The following is an 18,206-nucleotide window of genomic DNA, read 5'->3' on the forward strand; positions in this document are numbered from 1 at the left end:
GCATCGAAATTCGTAGACCTTGACGATGCGCCGCCGCGCTGCGTAGCGTGCGAGCGGTTGGAAGCGCTCCCAACCCCATCAAAGGCGCTCATTCCGGCTCGAATCGTTTCCGGGGGACGATTGATGGTCACGCCTGCCTTAGCCCGTCTCGACCCGGCCCAGCGCGCCGCGCTCGCCCGCCTGGTCGCCGCCGATCGGGCCGCCGCCCCGGACGCGATCACCCCGCGCCCGGGCGGCGACGGGCTCGTGGTGTGCTCGCCCGCGCAGCGGCGCATCTGGGTCGCCGACCAGCTCGGCGTGGCCCCGCCCGCTACGTTCGGCCTGCGCCTGCGCGGCCGCCTGGACGTGTCCGCCCTGCGCCGCGCGTTCGCCACCGTCGCCGCCCGGCACGAGGCCATGCGCACCGTGTACGAGGTGGTCGGCGACGCGCCGTGGCAGCGGGTGCTGGACCGCACCGAGGTACGGCTGGACGTCCGCACCGGCGACCCGCACGTGATCGCCGCCGCGGCCGTGCGGGAGCGCTTCGACCTCGCCACCGGCCCGATCTTCCGGGTCACCCTGGTCGAGACCGCCCCCGACGACCACGTCCTGCTGTTCGTGGGGCACCACATCGCGTTCGACGAGCACTCGGTGGGACTGCTCCGCGGCGAGGTCGCCCGCGCGTACGGCGGCCACGACCTCGGGGCGCCGCCCGCGCTGCAGTACGCCGACTACGCCGCCTGGATCGCCGGCCGCCCGGTGCCGGAGTCCCGCACCCGCTACTGGCGCGACCGGCTGGCCGGCCTGGGCGTCACCCGCCTGCCCTTCGCCCGCGACCGCGCGGCCGGAACGGTGACCCGGGCGCTGCGGCTGGAGCTGGCCCCGGGCGCGCTGGACCGGTTCCGGCCGGCCACACCGTTCGCGGCGCTGCTGGCGGTGTTGTCGGACGCCGTCGCGCGGTACACCCGCGAAACCGACGTGTCGATCGGGACCATCTCGTCCGGGCGTCCGCGCGTCGAGCTGGAGCCGATCGTCGGGTGCTTTCTCAACCCGGTTCCGCTGCGCACCGACCTCGCCGGCGCGCGCGATCTGGCCGAGGTGACCATGCGGGTGCGGCGGACGGTGACCGCGGCGCTGGCCAACGAGGTGCCGTTCGAGACCGTCGGGGGCGCCGGGCCGCTGTTCCGCGTCGCCCTGCATCTGCACCAGCCGCGGGCGGTCGAGGAGTGGGCCGGGCTCGACGTCGAGACCTGGCACCACGACGTGCCCGCCGTCGAGCAGGATCTCGTCGTCGAGGCGCTGCCGCGGCCCGACGGGGGTGCGGAGCTGGCCTTCCGGCCCTCGGCGCTGGAGGACGGGGCGCTCGAGCACTTCGCCGAGCACGTGCGGCGGCTGGCGGAGGGGCGGCCGGCCGAGCCGCCGCGGACGACGTACTGGCGCAAGGACCCGCGCACGGTGCTCGACCTGATCGAGGCGCAGGCCGCGCGGACGCCCGACGCGATCGCGCTGGAGGCCGCCGACGGACAGACCCGCACCTACGCCGAGCTCATGTCCAATGTGGACAGGCGGGCCGCCGCGATCGGTGGTGCGCTGGTGCCGATCGCGTTGCGACGGACGCCCGAGCTGGTCGAGGAGGTGCTCGCGGTCTGGCGGGCCGGGGCGGCGTACGTGCCGATCGACCCGGAGTACCCCGCGGCCCGGCAGGCGCTCATCCGCGAGGACGCGCACCTGGACCCGGGCGGCGGCGTGGCCTACGTGCTGCACACCTCCGGCTCCACCGGGCGGCCCAAGGGGGTCGTCGTCGAGCATCACGCGCTCACCAACTTCGTGCTCGACATGGCCGCGCGGCTGGAGGCGCGGCCCGGGCACCGCTGGCTCGCCGTCACCTCGCTCAACTTCGACATCGCCGGGCTGGAGCTGTTCCTGCCGCTGGCCACCGGCGGGCGGATCGTGCTCGCCGACGAGGAGGCGCAGCGGGACGGGCACCGCCTCGACGCGCTGATCGCCGACCGGGGCGTCACCCACGTGCAGACCACGCCGTCGCGGTGGCGGTTGCTGCTGGCCGCCGGGTTCGACCGGCCCGGCGTCGTCGCGCTGGTCGGCGGGGAGGCGCTGCCGCTCGATCTGGCCCGCGAGCTGCGGGCGAAGAGCCGGGCCACGCTGAACGTGTACGGGCCGACCGAGACCACGATCTGGTCAGCGAGCTGGCCGGTGCCCGTGGACGTGGACGAGGTGGCGATCGGGGAGCCCATCGGGTACACCCACATCCGCATCTGTGCCGAGGACGGGCGCGAGCTGCCGCACGGGGCGGTCGGGGAGCTGTGCATCGGCGGGCTCGGCGTGGCCCGGGGCTATCTCGGGCGGCCCGCCCTCACCGCCGACCGGTTCCGGCCCGATCCGTGGGGGGCGCCCGGGAGCCGGCTGTACCGCACCGGCGACCTGGCCCGGTGGGGCGGCGACGGGCGGCTGCGCTTCGTGGGGCGGGCCGACGACCAGATCAAGCTGGCCGGGCACCGGATCGAGCTGGGGGAGATCGAGGCGCACCTGGCCGCGCTCCCGGGCGTGCGGCAGGCCGCGGTCGCCGTGCGCGACGGGCGCCTGGTCGGCTATCTCGTCGGGCGGCCCGAGCGGAACGACCTGGGGCAGAAGATCCCCGAACACCTGATCCCGCGGGTGTACGTCGAGCTCCCCGACCTCCCCCTCACCCCCAACGGCAAGCTCGACCGGGCCGCGCTCCCGGATCCCGCGCCGGTCGTGAGCACCGGGGCGGCGCCCCGCACCGCGACCGAGCGGCTGGTCGCCGAGGTCTGGGGCGAGGCGCTCGGGCGCGACGGCATCGCCGTGGACGACGACTTCTTCGCGCTCGGCGGGCACTCGCTGCCCGCCATGGCCGTCGCGGCGCGGCTCTCCGTCGCCACCGGCTACGAGATCGCGGTGCGCACCGTGTTCGCGCACCCGACGGTGGAGGCGCTCGCCGCCGCCGTGGACGAGCTCGTCAACGCCCCGGACCACACCCGCGACGTGCCGGTCACGGTGCGCGCGGACGCGTCCGCACCCGCGCCGCTGACGCCGGCCCAGCTCAGGCTGTGGTTCCTGCAGGTGCTGGAGCCGGACGACGCGGCGTACAACATGGCGCTCGTCTACCACCTCGACGGCCCGCTCGACGTCGACCGGCTGCGGCGCGCGCTGGAGCTGGTCGTCGAGCGCCACGACACGCTGCGGACGCGGTTCTTCGAGGCCGACGGCGAGCCGCGACAGGTCGTGACCGCGCGGCGGCCGGTCCTCGAAACCGGGGGCGAGATGGACGTTCCCCGGTGGACCAACGCGCCGTTCGACCTCGGCGCGGGGATGCTGCTGCGGGCCGGGCTGGTGGCCAAGAGCAGTGACGAGCACGTGCTGTGCCTGGTCATGCACCACATCGCCGGGGACGGGCGGTCGCTGGGCATCCTCACCGAGGAGCTGCACGCGGCCTACGCCGGCGCGGCACTGCCCGAGCTGCCGGTCAGGTACACCGACTTCGCCGCCTGGCAGCGGGCCCGCGGGGACGAGCGCGACCTGACGTACTGGACGCGGCGCCTGGCCGGCGTGCCGCACCTCGACCTGCCCACCGACCGGCCCCGCCCGGCCGTGCAGAGCTCGCGCGGCGCGTTCGCCCGCCGCCGCCTCGGTGCCGAGCTCGCCGACGCCCTCGACCGGCTCGGGGCCGCGCACGGGTGCACGCCGTTCATGGTGCTGCTCGCCGGGTACCAGGCGCTGCTGGCCAGGCACACCGGCCAGACCGACATCAGCGTCGGCACCTCCGTCTCCGACCGCGCCCGGCCCGAGCTGGCCGGGCTCATCGGCATGTTCATCAACACCCTCGTGCTGCGCACCGACCTGTCCGGCGACCCGACCCTGGCCGAGCTGCTGGTGCGGGTGCGCGAGGTCGCGCTGGGCGCGTACGCGCACCCGGAGATCCCGTTCGAGCGGCTCGCCGCCGAGCTCGGGCTGGCCCGGGACCCGTCGCGCACCGAGCTGTTCCAGACCATGCTCATCCTGCACACCGAGGCGGGCGCGACGACGGAACCGCTGCCCGGCCTCGCCGCCGAGCACGCCGAGGACGGGCTGGCCCAGGCCAAGTTCGACCTCATGCTCGACGCCTGGCGGGAACCGGACGGCCTGCAGCTCTCGCTCAACTACCGCACCGACCTGTTCGACGCGGCCACCGCCGACCGCCTCCTCGCCCGCCTGGAGCGCCTCCTGGCCGCCGATCCGGACCTGCCGCTGTCCAAAGTGGACCTGCTGGCGAGCGGCGAGCGGGACGAGCTGATCGCGCTCGGCACCGGCCCGGACGACGGCGAGGCGCCCGACGTCGTCGGCCTGATCGCCGCGCAGGACCCGGGCGCGGTCGCGGTGTCCTGCGACGCGGAGTCGCTCACCTACGGGCAGCTCAACGAGCGCGCGGCGCGGATGGCCGGCCGGCTGCACGAGCAGGGAGTGCGCCCGGACGACCGGGTGGCCGTGCTCATGCCGCGCTCGCTCGACCTGATCGTCGCGCTGCTCGCGGTGCTCAAGGCCGGCGCCGCCTACGTGCCGATCGACCCGCGCTACCCGCAGGCCCGCCAAGACCTGCTGGCCAACGAATGTACAAAAGTCATCAGAACGGTCACGCAACACGAGAAGCACGAGTCCACAGTGGACCCGCGCAACTTGGCCTACGTCATCTACACGTCCGGCTCGACGGGCACCCCCAAGCCGGTCGGGATCTCGCGGCACGCGCTCAACGCGAGAACCAAGTGGATGCGCGAGCGGTACGACATCAGCAAAACGGACGCGGTAGCACAGTTCGCGACCGTCAGCTTCGACACGCACGTCGAGGAGGTGTGGCCGACGCTGACCGCGGGCGCCCGCCTGGTGCTGCTGCCGCCCGACGAGGACCTCCAGGAGCTCCTCGACCGCGAGCCGGTCACCGTCCTGGACCTCCCCACGCCCTACTGGCACGAGCTCGTCGGCACCGCCACCTGGCCCGAGTCGCTGCGCCTGCTCATCCTCGGCGCTGACACGGTGCGCGCCGACAAGCTGGCCGCCTGGCACGCCGAGGTCGGCGACCGCGTCGAGCTGCTCAACACCTACGGCCCGACCGAGACCACGGTCATCGCCACCACCGGCACCCTGGGCCCGGCCGAGACCTCGATCGGCACCCCGATCGCCGGCACCCGCGTGTACATCCTCGACGACGGCCTGCGGCTGCAGCCCCGCGGCGTCCCGGGCGAGCTCTGCATCGCCGGCGACGGCGTGGCCCGCGGCTACCTCGGCCGCCCCGGCCTCACCGCCGACAAGTTCCGCCCCGACCCGTTCGGCCCGCCCGGCGCCCGCCTGTACCGCAGCGGCGACCGCGCCCGCTGGCGCCCCGACGGCCGCCTGGAGTTCCTGGGCCGCCTCGACGAGCAGGTGAAGATCCGCGGGTACCGGGTCGAGCCGGGCGAGGTGGCGGCGGTGCTCGGGAGCCTGCCCGGCGTGCACCAGGCCGCGGTGGTGGTCCGCGACGGCGCCCTCGCGGCGTACGCGGCCCCGGAGACCCTGGACCCGGCCGAGCTGCGCCGGGCGCTCGCCGAGCGGCTCCCCGCGTTCCTGGTGCCGACCCACCTGACGGTGCTCGACCGCATCCCGCTCACCGTCAACGGCAAGGTCGACCGGGCCGCGCTGCCCGCCCCGGCCACCGCGACCGGCGGCTACGTCGCGCCCCGCACGCCGGCCGAGGACCTGGTCGCGCAGATCTGGGCCGGCGTGCTCGGCGTCGAACGCGTGGGTGCGCACGACGACTTCTTCGCCCTCGGCGGACACTCGCTGCTGGCCATCGCGGCGGTCGCCCGGCTCTGCGCCGCGACCGGGCGCGACGTGCCGGTGCGGGCGCTGTTCCTCGCCCCGACGGTCGCCGGGCTGGCGGCGGCGGTGGACGACTACCGCGCGGAGGCCCCGGTCATCCGGTGCGCGCTTTCCAGGGCCCCGTTGTCGTACGGCCAGCAGCGCCTCTGGTTCCTCCAGCAGCTCGATCCCGGGGATGCCTCGTACAACATCGCCGTCGCGTACCGGCTGCGCGGCCCCCTGGACCCGGCCCGCCTGGAGGCCGCGCTCAACGTCGTCGTGGCGCGGCACGAGTCGCTGCGCACCCGGTTCGTGGCCGGCGACGACGAGCCGGTGCAGGAGGTGACCGACAGCCGCCTGACGCTGGAGCGCGGACGTGACGTCGCGGCCTGGACCAACGAGCCGTTCGACCTGGAGGCCGGCCTGCTGCTGCGGGCCGGGCTGGTCCCGAACGGCCCCGACGACCACGTGCTGTGCCTGGTCGTGCACCACATCGCCGCCGACGGCCGCTCGCTCGGCGTGCTGGTGCGGGAGCTGCGGGCCGCCTACGCGGGCGAGGAGGTGCCGGCGCCGCCGGTGCAGTACGCCGACTTCGCCGTCTGGCAGCGCGCCCGCGCGGCGGGCGACCAGCTGGAGTACTGGCGGGACCGGCTCACCGGCGTGCCGATCCTCGACCTGCCGACCGACCGGCCCCGCCCGGAGATGACCGGCGTCGAGGGCGGCTTCGTGGTCCACGACCTGCCGGCCAGCCTGGCCACCGGGGTGCGCCGGCTCGCCGCCGAGGCCCGGTGCACGCCGTTCATGGTGCTGCTGTCGGTGTACCAGGTGCTGCTGGCCCGGCTCAGCGGCCAGGACGACTTCTGCGTCGGCACCCCGATCGAGCACCGGCCGCGGGTCGAGGTGGCGGACCTCGTCGGGTTCTTCGTCAACACCCTGGCGCTGCGGGCCGACCTGGCCGGCGACCCGACGTTCCGGGAGCTGCTGGGCCGCACCCGGGACACCGCGCTGGCCGCCTACGCGCACCAGGACGTGCCGTTCGACCGGCTGCTGAGCGCGGTCGACGTGCCGCGCCGGCTGGACCGTACCCCGCTGTTCCAGACCATGTTCACCCTGCACACCGAGGAGGCGGCCGGCACCGACGTGCTGCCCGGGGTGGCGGCGGACTTCCACGACCCGGGCGTGCGGCAGGTGAAGTTCGAGCTGAGCCTCGACGTGTGGCGCACCGCCGACGCGCTGCGGCTGGTGCTCGGCTACCGCGCCGACCTCTTCGACCGGGCCACCGCCGAGGGGCTGACCCAGCGGTTCGAGGCGCTCGCCACCGCGCTGCTGTCCAACCCGGACGGTCCACTGTCGACGGTCGACGCCGGCGGCGACGCGTCCGCGCGGGCGGCGCTGAGCCGGGCCGCGCGGCCGGGCGCGGTGACCAGCGCGACGACGACCTACGTCCCGCCCCGCGACGCGGCCGAGGAGTTGGTCGCCGGGGTCTGGCAGGACGTGCTCGGGCTGGAGCGGGTCGGGGTGCACGACGACTTCTTCGCCGTCGGCGGCCACTCGCTGCTGGCCATGAAGGTGGCCGGCCGCCTCCGCGCGGCGACCGGCACCACGGTCCCGCTGCGGACCATGTTCGCCCATCCGGTCCTCGCCGACCTCGCCGCCGCCGTGGAGGAGCTGATCGTGGCCGACCTGGAGGCCCTGACCGACGACGAGGCGGCGCTGCTGCTGGGGGAGGCCCGATGACGCTCTCACCGACGAAGCGGGCCCTGCTCGAACGGCGCCTGGCCGGGAAGGCGACCGCCACCATCCCGAGAAGGCCCGCGGGGACGCCGGCGCCGCTGTCGTTCGCGCAGGAGCGGTTCTGGTTCCTGGAGCAGCTCGCCCCGGGCAACACGGCGGCGGTGATCCCGATCGTGCTGCGCCTGCACGGCGAGCTCGACGCGGACCGGCTGGCCACCGCCATCGCCGGTGTCGTCGCGCGGCACGAGACGCTGCGCAGCCGGTTCGTCGACCCCGGCGACGGGCGGCCCGAGCTGCGGGTGGAGGAGGCACAGGCGGTACAACTGCCGCTTCTGGATCTTGAGGAGCTGGAGGCGCACCTCGCGGCGCCCTTCGACCTCGCCGCCGGCCACCTGCTGCGGCCCGCGCTGATCGCGCTGGGCCCGGACGACCACCTGCTCGCGATCGCGATCCACCACATCGTCACCGATGGATGGTCGATGGACCTGTTCGCGGGCGAGGTGGCCACGCTGTACGCCGGCGGCACGCTGCCCGAGCTGCCGGTCCGCTACGGCGACTACGCGGCCTGGCAGCGCGCGCACACCGGGTTCGCGGCGAGCGTCGAGTTCTGGCGGGGCACGCTGGCCGGGGTCGAGCCGCTCGACCTGCCGACCGACCACCCGCGCCCGCCCCGGCAGACCTTCGCGGGGGCCGAGCACAGCCTGGCCCTCGGGCTGCGCGACGAGCTGACCGCGCTGGCCCGCGACCACGGCGTCACCCTGCACATGACGCTGCTGGCCGCGTTCCAGGCGGTGCTGGGAAGGCTGACCGGGCAGACCGACTTCGCGGTGGGCTCGCCGGTGGCCGGGCGGCAGCGGCCGGAGCTGGAGCGGCTGATCGGCATGTTCGTGAACACGGTGACGCTGCGCGCGCCGCTGGACGGCGACCCGACCTTCGCCGAGCTGCTCGGGCGGGTGAAGGAGGCGTGCCTGGACGCGTACGCGCACCAGGACCTCCCGTTCGAGCAGCTGGTGCAGGAGCTCGACGTGCCGCGCGACGTGCGCCGCTCGCCGGTGTTCCAGACGCTGTTCGCGCTGCAGAACTACGCCGAGTACGACGGGCGCGACTGGGGCGGGCTGACCCTCGGGCACTGGCCGGCGCCCGTGTCGGCGACGCGGTTCGAGCTGGAGCTGTACGTCAAGGAGGCGCCCGACGAGCTGTGGGCGACGGTCGTCTACAACACCGACCTGTTCTCGCACGACACCGCGGTGCGCTTCGCCGGGCACTTCCGGCGCTTCCTCGCCGCCGTCGCCGCCGACCCGTCGCTGCGACTGTCCGATGTGGACCTGCTCGACCCGGCCGAGCGGGTGCTGGTGCTGCCGGCGCCCGAGGCGGTGGAGCTGCCCGACGGCACCGTGCCGGCGCTCATCGAGGCGCGGATGCGCGAGCAGCCCGACGCCGTCGCGGTCACGTTCGGCGGGAAGCACCTGACCTACGCGGAGCTGGACGAGCGCTCGGCCGCGCTGGCCGCCCGCATCCCGCGCGGCAGCCTCGTCGCGGTCTCCGCCGAGCGCTCGTTCGAGCTGGTGATCACGCTGCTGGCGGTGCTGCGCGCGGGCGCGGCGTACGTGCCGCTGGACCCCGAGTACCCGGCCGACCGCTTGGACTTCATGCGCGCCGACTCCGGCGCCCGGCCCATTGAGGACCTTCGGGAGGGCGAACGCCGGGTATCCGATGACATTTCCGATGACATCGCCTACGTGATCTACACGTCCGGCTCGACCGGGCGGCCCAAGGGCGTCCCGAACACCCATCGCGGCCTGCTCAACCGGCTCGACTGGATGCAGCGCCGGTTCAGGATCGGCCCCGGCGACGTGGTGCTGCAGAAGACCCCGGCCGGCTTCGACGTCTCCGTCTGGGAGTTCTTCTGGCCGCTCATGGCCGGGGCCCGGCTGGTGCTGGCCGCGCCGGGCGGGCACCGCGACGCGGAGTACCTGCGCGACCTGATCCGCGCCGAGCAGGTCACCACGCTGCACTTCGTGCCCTCGATGCTCGCGGTGTTCCTGGCCACCGACGACGTGGCCACGTGCACGTCGCTGCGCACGATCGTCTGCAGCGGCGAGGCGCTCCCGGCCGACCTGGCCCGCCGCTGCCTGGCCACCCTCCCGGCCGAGCTGCACAACCTCTACGGTCCGACCGAGGCCGCGATCGACGTGAGCGCCTGGCACTGCGACGGTGACGCCCTCGCCGGCCTGGCCCGGGTGCCGATCGGGGCGCCGATCCAGAACGTGGCCCTGCACGTCCTCGACGCGCGGCTGCGCCCGTGCCCGGTCGGGGTGCCCGGCCAGCTGTTCATCGCCGGCGTCGCGCTGGCCAACGGCTACCTCGGCCGCCCGGCCCTGACCTCGGAGAAGTTCCTGCCCGATCCCTACGGCGCGGCCGGCAGCCGGATGTACGCCACCGGCGACCTCGCCCGCCGCCGCCCCGACGGCACCATCGACTTCCTCGGCCGCCTCGACACCCAGGTCAAGCTGCGCGGCCTGCGAATCGAGCTGGGCGAGATCGAGACGGCGATCCGGGTCTCGGCGGAGGACGCGGCGGTCGTCGTGCTCGAGGACCGCCTGGTCGCCTACGTGGTCGGCCCCGAGCAGGACTTCCGGTCCCTCCTGAAGAAGACGCTCCCCGACTACATGGTGCCGTCGGCGTTCGTGCACCTCGACGCGCTGCCGCTCACCCCGAACGGCAAGCTCGACCGCCGTGCGCTGCCCGCCCCGACCGTCACCCGCCGGGCCGGCGTCGCGTTCGTCGAGCCGGCCACCGACGCCGAGCGCCTGGTCGCCGGGGTCTGGCAGGAGCTGCTGCGGGTCGAGCGGGTCGGGGCCGAGGACGACTTCTTCGACCTCGGCGGGCACTCGCTCATCGCCACCCAGGTCGTGGCCCGGCTGCGCAAGGCGGGCGGGGGCGTGTCGGTGCTGGACGTGTTCCAGTACAAGACGGTCCGCGACCTCGCCCGCCTGCTGTCCGAGCCGGATCGGGGCCCGCGGCCGCTGCTGCACGAGCTGACCGCGGCCAGAACGCGAACGGCGTCGATCGTCGCGGTGCCCTACGGCGGCGGCAGCGCGGTCGTCTACCAGCCCCTCGCCGACGCCCTGCCGAAAGACTGGTCGCTCTACGCGGTCGCCATTCCCGGCCAGGACATCGGCGTGCGCGAGGAGGCGCTGCCGTTCGAGGAACTGGCCGCGCGGCTCACCGCCGAGGTCCTGGAGAAGGTCGAAGGGCCGCTCATCGTCTACGGCCACTGCGGCGTCGGCTCCTCGGTCGCCGTCGAGCTGGCCCGGCGGCTCGAAGCGGCCGGCCGTACCGTCGACGCCGTCTACATCGGCGCCGTGTTCCCGTTCGCCCGCCCCACCGGCCGATTCAGCGGGCTGCTGGCCAAGCTGGCCGGGCGCGAGGCGCTGCTGTCCAACCGGGTGTACGAGAACTGGCTGCGCTCGATGGGCGTGGAGATGGCCGAGTTCGACAAGGACGAGGCCGACCTCATCATCCGCAACATGCGCGAGCACACGCGGCTGGCCGAGGAGTACTTCACCGCCCTGCTCGGCGCGCAGGTGACGCCGCTGCGGGCGCCGATCGTCTCGGTTGTCGGCAGCCAGGACACGCAGACCGAGTTCTACCAGGAGCGCTACCGGGAGTGGCACTTCCTGACCGGCGCCACCGCGCTCGTGGTGCTGGACGAGGCCGGGCACTTCTTCCTGAAGTACCGCGCCGAGGAGCTGGCGCGGATCGTGACGGCGGTGCACGGTACCGGCGAACGGATCAAGGATCCCGAGGGCGGCTGGGAAGTGGCGGGCCGCTCGTCCACGGTCGAGCGGACCGACGGGCCGGAGCCGAGCCTGGGCCGGTTCATGGCGGTCGCGGCCGGGCAGCTGGTGTCGATCGTCGGCTCGGCGCTCACCGAGTTCGCCATCCCGCTCTGGATCTATCTGCAGACCGGCTCCCTGGTGCGCTTCGCCGTCTTCGCGGTGCTGGGCCTGGTCCCCGGCATGCTCGTGGCGCCGCTCGCCGGGGCCGTCGTCGACCGCTTCGACCGGCGCAAGGTCATGCTGGCCGGCGATCTCGCCGCCGGGGCCAGCCAGGCGGTCCTGCTCGCCCTCGCGCTCACCGACACGCTGAAGATCCCGCTCTTGTACGGCCTGCTGGTGCTCCTGTCGATCGCGCTCACGTTCCAGCGGCTGGCGTTCTCCTCCGCGGTGCCGCAGCTCGTGCCCAAGCGGTACCTCGGCCACGCCAACGGCATGGTCCAGCTCAGCTTCGGCGCCGGGCAGTTCCTGGTCCCGCTGGTCGCGGCCGGGCTGATGGCCGCCGTGGGCCTGCGCGGGGTGCTCGTGCTCGACGTCGTCAGCTACGCCGTGGCGATCGGGGTCACCCTCGCCGTCCGGTTCCCCAAGACCTTGGCCTGGGTCCGCCGGGAGACGTTCTGGCAGGAGGTGGTGGGCGGCTGGCGGTACGCGCTCGGGGCCGGCGGCCTGCGCCCCGTCCTCGTCTTCTTCGCCGTGCTCAACCTGTTCATGACCCCGCTGTTCCTGCTGCTCTCGCCGCTCGTGCTCTCGTTCTCCGACCTGAACGCGGTGGCCCGGGTGAGCATGGCCGGCGGCCTCGGGGCGATCGCCGGCGGCCTGCTCATGAGCTTCTGGGGCGGCCCGCGCCGGCACCGGGTGCGCGGCATGCTCCTGGTCGTGCTCGGGCTCGCGCTCTGCAGCGCCCTGCCCGGCCTGCGCCCGAGCGAGCTGCTGGTGGCGGCCGGGGCGCTCGGCATGTCGCTGGGGCTGACCCTGGCCAACGGCGTGTACACCACGATCGTCCAGGTCAAGGTGCCGCAGCGGTTCCACGGCCGGGTGTTCGCGGTGAACACGGTCATCGCCTTCTCCACCATCCCGATCGGCTACGCCGTCGTCGCCCCGCTCGGCAGCCGCCTGCTCGACCCGCTGATGGCGCCCGGCGGGGCGCTTGCGGGCAGCGTCGGCGCGCTGATCGGCACCGGCCCGGGCCGCGGCACCGCGCTGCTGTTCCTGCTGCTCGCCGCGGTCATGGTGGTCCAGGTGCTGGTCTCGCTGCGGCTGCCGAGCCTGGCCCGCTTCGACGAGCGGGTGCCCGACGCCGCGCCCGACGACCTGATCGGGGCCCAGGTCCGCCGCCAACGGAAGGAAGACAGCCGTGGATGACTACGCCGTCGTGCTGAACGACGAGGAGCAATACTCGATCTGGCCCGCCGGCGACCCCTTGCCGGCCGGGTGGCGGCCCGAGGGCACGACGGGGCTGAAGCAGGAGTGCCTGGACCACATCGACGCGGTCTGGACCGACATGCGACCGGCGACTCTACGGGGGCAGGGATGACACCGGACGAGACCACCGTCGCGCGGATCTGGACCGAGCTGGGGCTCAAACCGACGGCGGCCGAGGACGACTTCTTCGACCTCGGCGGCGAGTCGCTGGTGCTGGTCGGGTTCCTCGCCCGGGTACAGCACGAGCTCGGCCTCGAACTGCCCGTCGACGAGCTGTTCGAGGAGGACCTGACCGTCGCCGCCGCGGCCCGCCTGCTCGACAAGGTGCGGCTGGAGACCGGCCTGGCCGTGCTCGACGGGCTGTCCGCGGCCGAGGTGGCCGCGCTGCTGAGCCGGGCCGAGTAGCCGTGCGGGTGCTGCTGGCGCAGAACATGCCCTGGCTGCCGGGGCACGGCGGCGCCACCAAGTCCAACCGGCTGCTGCTGGAGGAGCTGGCGGCGCGCGGGCACCGGTGCGTCGCGGTCACTCGCGGTACACCCGGAGTCAGGACGATCGCGGGCGTCGAGGTGTTCGCGGCCGACGGGCCCCGGCTGCCGCGCCTGCTGCGCGACGTCGCGGCGGCCGAGGTGCCGGACTGGACGCTGGTGCCGTCCGACGATCCGGGCCTGATGATGCTCGGCTCGGCGCTGCGGGCCACCCCGGACCGCGTCGTCTACCTCGTGCACACCCTCCAGCAGCTCCCGTTCGGCCCGCGCACCTTCTACCCCAGCGAGTCCGGCCGCCGGCTGGTCGCGCGGGCGCGGGGCATCCTGGCGGTCAGCCGCGCCGCCCAGGACTACGTCCGCTCGCACGGCGGCCTCGATTCGACGGTGCTGCATCCGCATGTGTACGGCCCGAGCCCGGACGTGTTCGACGTGGACGGTCCGGTCACGATGGTGAACCCGTGCGGCTTCAAGGGCCTGCCGATCCTGCTCGGGCTGGCCGACGCCCGGCCGGACCTCCGCTTCCGCGCGGTGCGCACCTGGGGCAGCACCGACGCCGACCTCGCCGAGCTGGCCGCCCGGCCGAACGTCGACGTGGTGCCGGCCGCCGAGAACATCACCGACGTGCTGCGCGGGAGCCGGGCGGTGCTGATGCCGTCGCTGTGGGACGAGACGTTCGGGTACACCGCGGTCGAGGCGATGCTGCACGGCCTTCCGGTGCTGGCGGCCGACGTGGGCGGGCTGCGCGAGGCCAAGCTCGGGGTGCCGCACCTGCTGCCGGTCGACCCGATCACGCGGTACGAGCCGGGCGACGCCCATCCCCGCCCCGTCCTCCCGCCGCAAGACCTCGGACCGTGGCTCGCCGCGCTGGATGACGTCCCACCCGAGCTGCCGGCGCGGGGGCGCGTGGCGGCCGCCGCGTTCGTCGCCTCGCTCGACCCGGGGGCGCTCGAGAAGTATCTGGTGAACCTGTGAACCCGGCCGACCTGCGGATGCTGCTGCTCATCCGGCACTTCGAGACCGCCCTGCTGGACCTGTACGCCCAGGGCCTCCTGCCCGGCACCACGCACACCTGCCTCGGCCAGGAGCCGGTGCCGGTCGCGCTGATGCCGCTGCTGGACCCGGACGACTTCGTGTTCAGCAACCACCGCGGGCACGGGCACTACCTGGCCCGCTTCGACGACCCGGCGGGCCTGCTGGCCGAGATCATGGGGCGCGCGGGCGCGGTCTGCAACGGGGTCGGCGGCAGCCAGCACCTGCGCCGGGGCCGCTACCTGTCCACGGGCGTGCAGGGGGAGAGCCTGCCGCTGGCCGCCGGGGCCGCGCTGCACCTGGCCCGGACCGAGCCGGGGCGGCTCGCCTGCGCGTTCATCGGCGACGGGACGTGGGGGGAGGGCGCGGTGTACGAGGCGCTCAACCTCGCCGCCCTCTGGCGCCTGCCGCTGCTGGTCGCGGTCGAGCACAACGGGATCGCGCAGAGCACCCCGTCGGCGGCCGCGATGGCCGGCACGATCGCCGCCCGGGCGGCCGGGTTCGGGATTGCATTTTTGCAACTCGACTCCGCGGACATCGCGGACCTGCGGGCGGCGCTGGAGGAGCCGCTCAAGCACCTGCGCGACGGGGCCGGTCCGCTGGTCGTCGAGTTCGCCACGCACCGCCTCGGTCCGCACAGCAAGGGCGACGACACCCGGCCCGCCGCCGAGGTGGCCGCGCTGCCCGACTGGTACGCCCCGCACGCCGGTTCGTCCCTGGACCGCGAGCAGCGCGACCGGGTCGCGGCCGTGGTCGCCGACGTGACCGCCCGCCCACCGTCCACCTGGGACGTTCGATGAGCCGGGTCGCCGAGGGCCTGAACCTCGCCCTCCAGGCGCTGCTGGCCGAGGACCCGCGGTTGTACCTGCTGGGGGAGGACATCACCGACCCGTACGGCGGCGCGTTCAAGGTGACCCGGGGTCTCTCCACGCGGTTCCCGGACCGGGTGCTGGGCACCCCGATCAGTGAGTCGGCGATCGTCGGCGTCGCGAACGGGCTGGCCCTGGCCGGGGACAAGGCGATCGTCGAGATCATGTTCGCCGACTTCGCGCTGCTCGCCTTCGACCAGATCGTCAACGTGGCGGCCAAGTCGACGGCGATGTTCGGCCGGCCGGTGCCGATGCCGGTCGTGGTGCGCTGCCCGACCGGGGGCAACCGCGGCTACGGGCCGACCCACAGCCAGAGCCCGCAGAAGCACTTCCTCGGCGTGCCGGGGCTGGACGTCTTCGAGCTGAGCCCGTTCACCGACCCGCTGCCGATGCTGCGCGGGATGCTCGCGAGCGGCCGGCCGGCGGTGCTGTTCGAGGACAAGGTGTTGTACGGCCGGCACCTCGGCGTCCCGCGCCCGTTCACGACCGCCGGGGACGTCGTCGTGGTGGACGGTGTGCCGTCGGACGACTACCTGATCGTGGCGCCCGGCGGCCTCGCGCACCGGGCGCTGGCGGCGATGGAGGCGCTGCTGGTGCGGTACGAGCTGTGCGGCGCCCTGCACGTGCCGGCCCGGCTCTACCCGTGGGATCCGGAGCCCGTCCGGCGCCACCCGGCCCGGCAGGTGCTCGTCGTCGAGGACGGGCCGCCCGGCGCCTCATGGGCCACCGAGGTCGCGTTCCAGCTGCGCGACGGCGGGCGGCCGGTGCGGGTGCTGCACGCGGCCGACACGGTGGTGCCGTCCGCGGCCCACCTGGAGCGGGAGGTGCTCGTGCAGGCGGATTCGATCGTGGCGGCGCTGGCATGACCGAGATCCTGGTGCCCAAGCTCAACACCAACGACGACACGTACACGCTGCTGGAATGGCTCGCGCCGGCCGGCTCGCTGGTGCATCCGGGCGACCCCGTGGCTTCGGTGGAGACCTCGAAGGCGGTGGAGGAGCTGCCGAGCATCGGCTCCGGCTATCTGCGCCAGTTGCTGCCGGCCGGCGCCTCCTGTGCCGCCGGCGCGGTGATCGGCCGGCTCGAAGCGGTCGCGACCGCGGTTCCGGCTCCGGTGGTCGCGGACGTTCCGGACCTCGTGATCACCGAGCCGGCGCTGCGGGCCATGGCCGCGCGGGGGATCGAGCGGGCGACGGTGGAAGCGCTGGGGCGCAAGGTGATCCGGGTCGCCGACCTCGACGCGCTCGACGGTCGCGGTGTCGTGGAGGAGCGGCTGCCGGCGGTGCAGCGGGCCGTGGCCGCCGTGGTCACCGAGTCGGCGGCGATCCCGCAGGCGTTCGTGGCGATCCGGGTGCCCGCCGCGGCCGCGAGCGCGCGCGGACGCGAGCTGACCCGGCAGCACAAGCGGATGATCGGCCTGCCGGAGCTGACCATCGCGGCCATCGGCGCGGTCGCGGCCGGGCATCCCGACTGCTTCGCCGCGTTCGTGCCGCCCGACCGGGTGCGCCGCGCGGCCGCGATCGACGTGGGGGTGACCGTCGACGTGGGGCAGGGCCTGCACGTGCCGGTCATCCGCGACGTGCCCGCGCGCTCGATGGCCGACCTCGCCGCGCGGCTGATGGAGCTGCGCACGACGGCGCTGCGCGGCACGTTCCGCCCGGCCGACCTGGCCGCGCCGGCGATCCTGCTGGCCCTGCACACCGACCTCGACGTGACCGCGGCCGTGCCGCTGGTGCTGCCCGGGACGACGTGCGCGGTCTCGCTCACCGGCCGGGTCGACGGCCACGTCCAGCTCGGCCTCGCCTACGACCACCGCGTCCTCAACGGCCGTGGTGCCACCCTTTTCCTTCGCGCAGTGGCGGCCCAGCTGAACCCCTAGGTTGGTCGGTATGACGACGAACAGGGCGATCGTGTACACCGAGTTCGGCGCGGCCTCCGTGCTGCGCCAGACCGAGCGGGAGATCGGCGAGCCGGGGCCGGGCGAGGTCCGGGTCCGCGTGGTGGTGTCCGGGGTGAATCCGACCGACTGGAAGACGCGCACCGGGGCCACCGCCATGGCGCCCGTCTCCGGCGAGGGTCAGGTGCCCAACCAGGACGGCGCGGGGATCGTCGACGCCGTCGGGGCGGGCGTCACCGGGCTGGCCGTGGGGGACAGGGTGTGGCTGGTCATGGCCGCCTACCAGCGGCCGGGCAGCGGTACGGCGCAGGAGTTCACGGTGGTGCCGGCCGAGCGCGCGGTGCCGCTGCCGGACGCGGCGACGTTCGAGGCCGGGGCGAGCCTCGGGGTGCCGGCGATGACCGCGCACCGGGCGCTCACCGTGCACGAGGGCGCGCCCGCGCGGCTGGCCCCGGGCGCCCTGGCCGGCCGCAACGTGCTGGTCGCGGGCGGGGCCGGGGCGGTGGGCAACGCGGCCATCCAGCTCGCCGTCTGGGCGGGAGCGCGGGTCGTGGCCACCGTCAGCAGCCCGGAGAAGGCCGAGCTGGCTCGGCGCGCGGGCGCGCACCACGTGGTCAACTACCGCGACGCGGACGCCGCCGAACAGGTCAAGGCCGCGCTGCCGGAGGGCGTGGACGTGGTCGTCGAGGTCGCCGCGGCCCACAACGCCGAGCTCAACCTGGCCGTGCTCCGCTCGGGCGGGACCATCGCGGTGTACGCCAACGACAGCTCCGGCGGCCCGCTCGACGTGGACGTGCGGCGGCACATGGTGCTGAACGTGCGGTACCAGTTCGTCCTGCTCTACACCGTTGCGCGGGAGGCGCTGCGGCACGGCGCGGACGCGGTCAACGCCGCGCTGGTCGACGGGGCGCTGCGCTTCGGCGAGGAGGCGGGCGTGCCGTTCCACGAGTTCCCGCTGTCCGACACGGCGGCGGCCCACGCCGCGGTCGAGTCGGGGGCGATCGGCAAGGTCCTTATCCGCGTTTCTCCACGCGGTTAGGCCGACCCGGGCATCGACCGATCGGTCAGCCCACCTCCCAGGCGATCCACGCTTCGTTCGGCGTTCACA

9 protein-coding genes are annotated in these 18,206 nt (G+C 74.5%); all 9 read left to right on the forward strand.

Annotated elements, in window-relative coordinates:
* The first annotated feature begins 123 nt into the window (after window positions 1-123).
* From ACQP00_RS05000 to ACQP00_RS05040, 9 genes are read left to right on the forward strand one after another with little or no spacing between them, the layout of a single operon-like run.
* Window positions 124-7,560 carry an amino acid adenylation domain-containing protein gene (locus tag ACQP00_RS05000; RefSeq protein WP_433214966.1) on the forward strand — a complete coding sequence of 2,479 codons (7,437 nt, stop codon included), beginning with the start codon at window positions 124-126 and terminating at the stop codon, window positions 7,558-7,560.
* Window positions 7,557-12,758 carry an amino acid adenylation domain-containing protein gene (locus ACQP00_RS05005; RefSeq protein ID WP_433214969.1) on the forward strand — a complete coding sequence of 1,734 codons (5,202 nt, stop codon included), beginning with the start codon at window positions 7,557-7,559 and terminating at the stop codon, window positions 12,756-12,758. Before ACQP00_RS05000 ends, ACQP00_RS05005 begins: the two co-directional genes overlap by 4 nt.
* Complete coding sequence (locus ACQP00_RS05010; protein ID WP_433214972.1) at window positions 12,751-12,930, forward strand: MbtH family protein; 180 nt, start codon at window positions 12,751-12,753, stop codon at window positions 12,928-12,930. Before ACQP00_RS05005 ends, ACQP00_RS05010 begins: the two co-directional genes overlap by 8 nt.
* The gene (locus ACQP00_RS05015) at window positions 12,927-13,223 is read left to right on the forward strand and encodes a phosphopantetheine-binding protein (RefSeq protein WP_433214975.1); all 297 of its coding nucleotides are present in this window, start codon (window positions 12,927-12,929) and stop codon (window positions 13,221-13,223) included. Before ACQP00_RS05010 ends, ACQP00_RS05015 begins: the two co-directional genes overlap by 4 nt.
* 2 nt (window positions 13,224-13,225) lie before the next feature.
* Complete coding sequence (locus tag ACQP00_RS05020; RefSeq protein ID WP_433214978.1) at window positions 13,226-14,275, forward strand: glycosyltransferase family 4 protein; 1,050 nt, start codon at window positions 13,226-13,228, stop codon at window positions 14,273-14,275.
* On the forward strand, window positions 14,272-15,132 hold the full coding sequence (locus ACQP00_RS05025; RefSeq protein ID WP_433214981.1) for a thiamine pyrophosphate-dependent dehydrogenase E1 component subunit alpha: 861 nt from the start codon (window positions 14,272-14,274) through the stop codon (window positions 15,130-15,132). The genes ACQP00_RS05020 and ACQP00_RS05025 overlap by 4 nt, the downstream gene beginning before the upstream one ends.
* On the forward strand, window positions 15,129-16,067 hold the full coding sequence (locus ACQP00_RS05030) for an alpha-ketoacid dehydrogenase subunit beta (protein WP_433214984.1): 939 nt from the start codon (window positions 15,129-15,131) through the stop codon (window positions 16,065-16,067). Before ACQP00_RS05025 ends, ACQP00_RS05030 begins: the two co-directional genes overlap by 4 nt.
* Window positions 16,064-17,080, forward strand: coding sequence for a 2-oxo acid dehydrogenase subunit E2 (locus ACQP00_RS05035; RefSeq protein ID WP_433214987.1), 1,017 nt, complete (start codon window positions 16,064-16,066; stop codon window positions 17,078-17,080). Before ACQP00_RS05030 ends, ACQP00_RS05035 begins: the two co-directional genes overlap by 4 nt.
* A gap of 10 nt (window positions 17,081-17,090) precedes the next feature.
* Window positions 17,091-18,137: an NADPH:quinone reductase gene (locus tag ACQP00_RS05040; RefSeq protein WP_433214990.1), complete on the forward strand. Its 1,047-nt coding sequence runs from the start codon at window positions 17,091-17,093 to the stop codon at window positions 18,135-18,137.
* Window positions 18,138-18,206: the final 69 nt, after the last annotated feature.

The organism is Dactylosporangium sp. CS-047395 (assembly GCF_050942185.1).
Taxonomy (GTDB): Bacteria; Actinomycetota; Actinomycetes; order Mycobacteriales; family Micromonosporaceae; genus Dactylosporangium.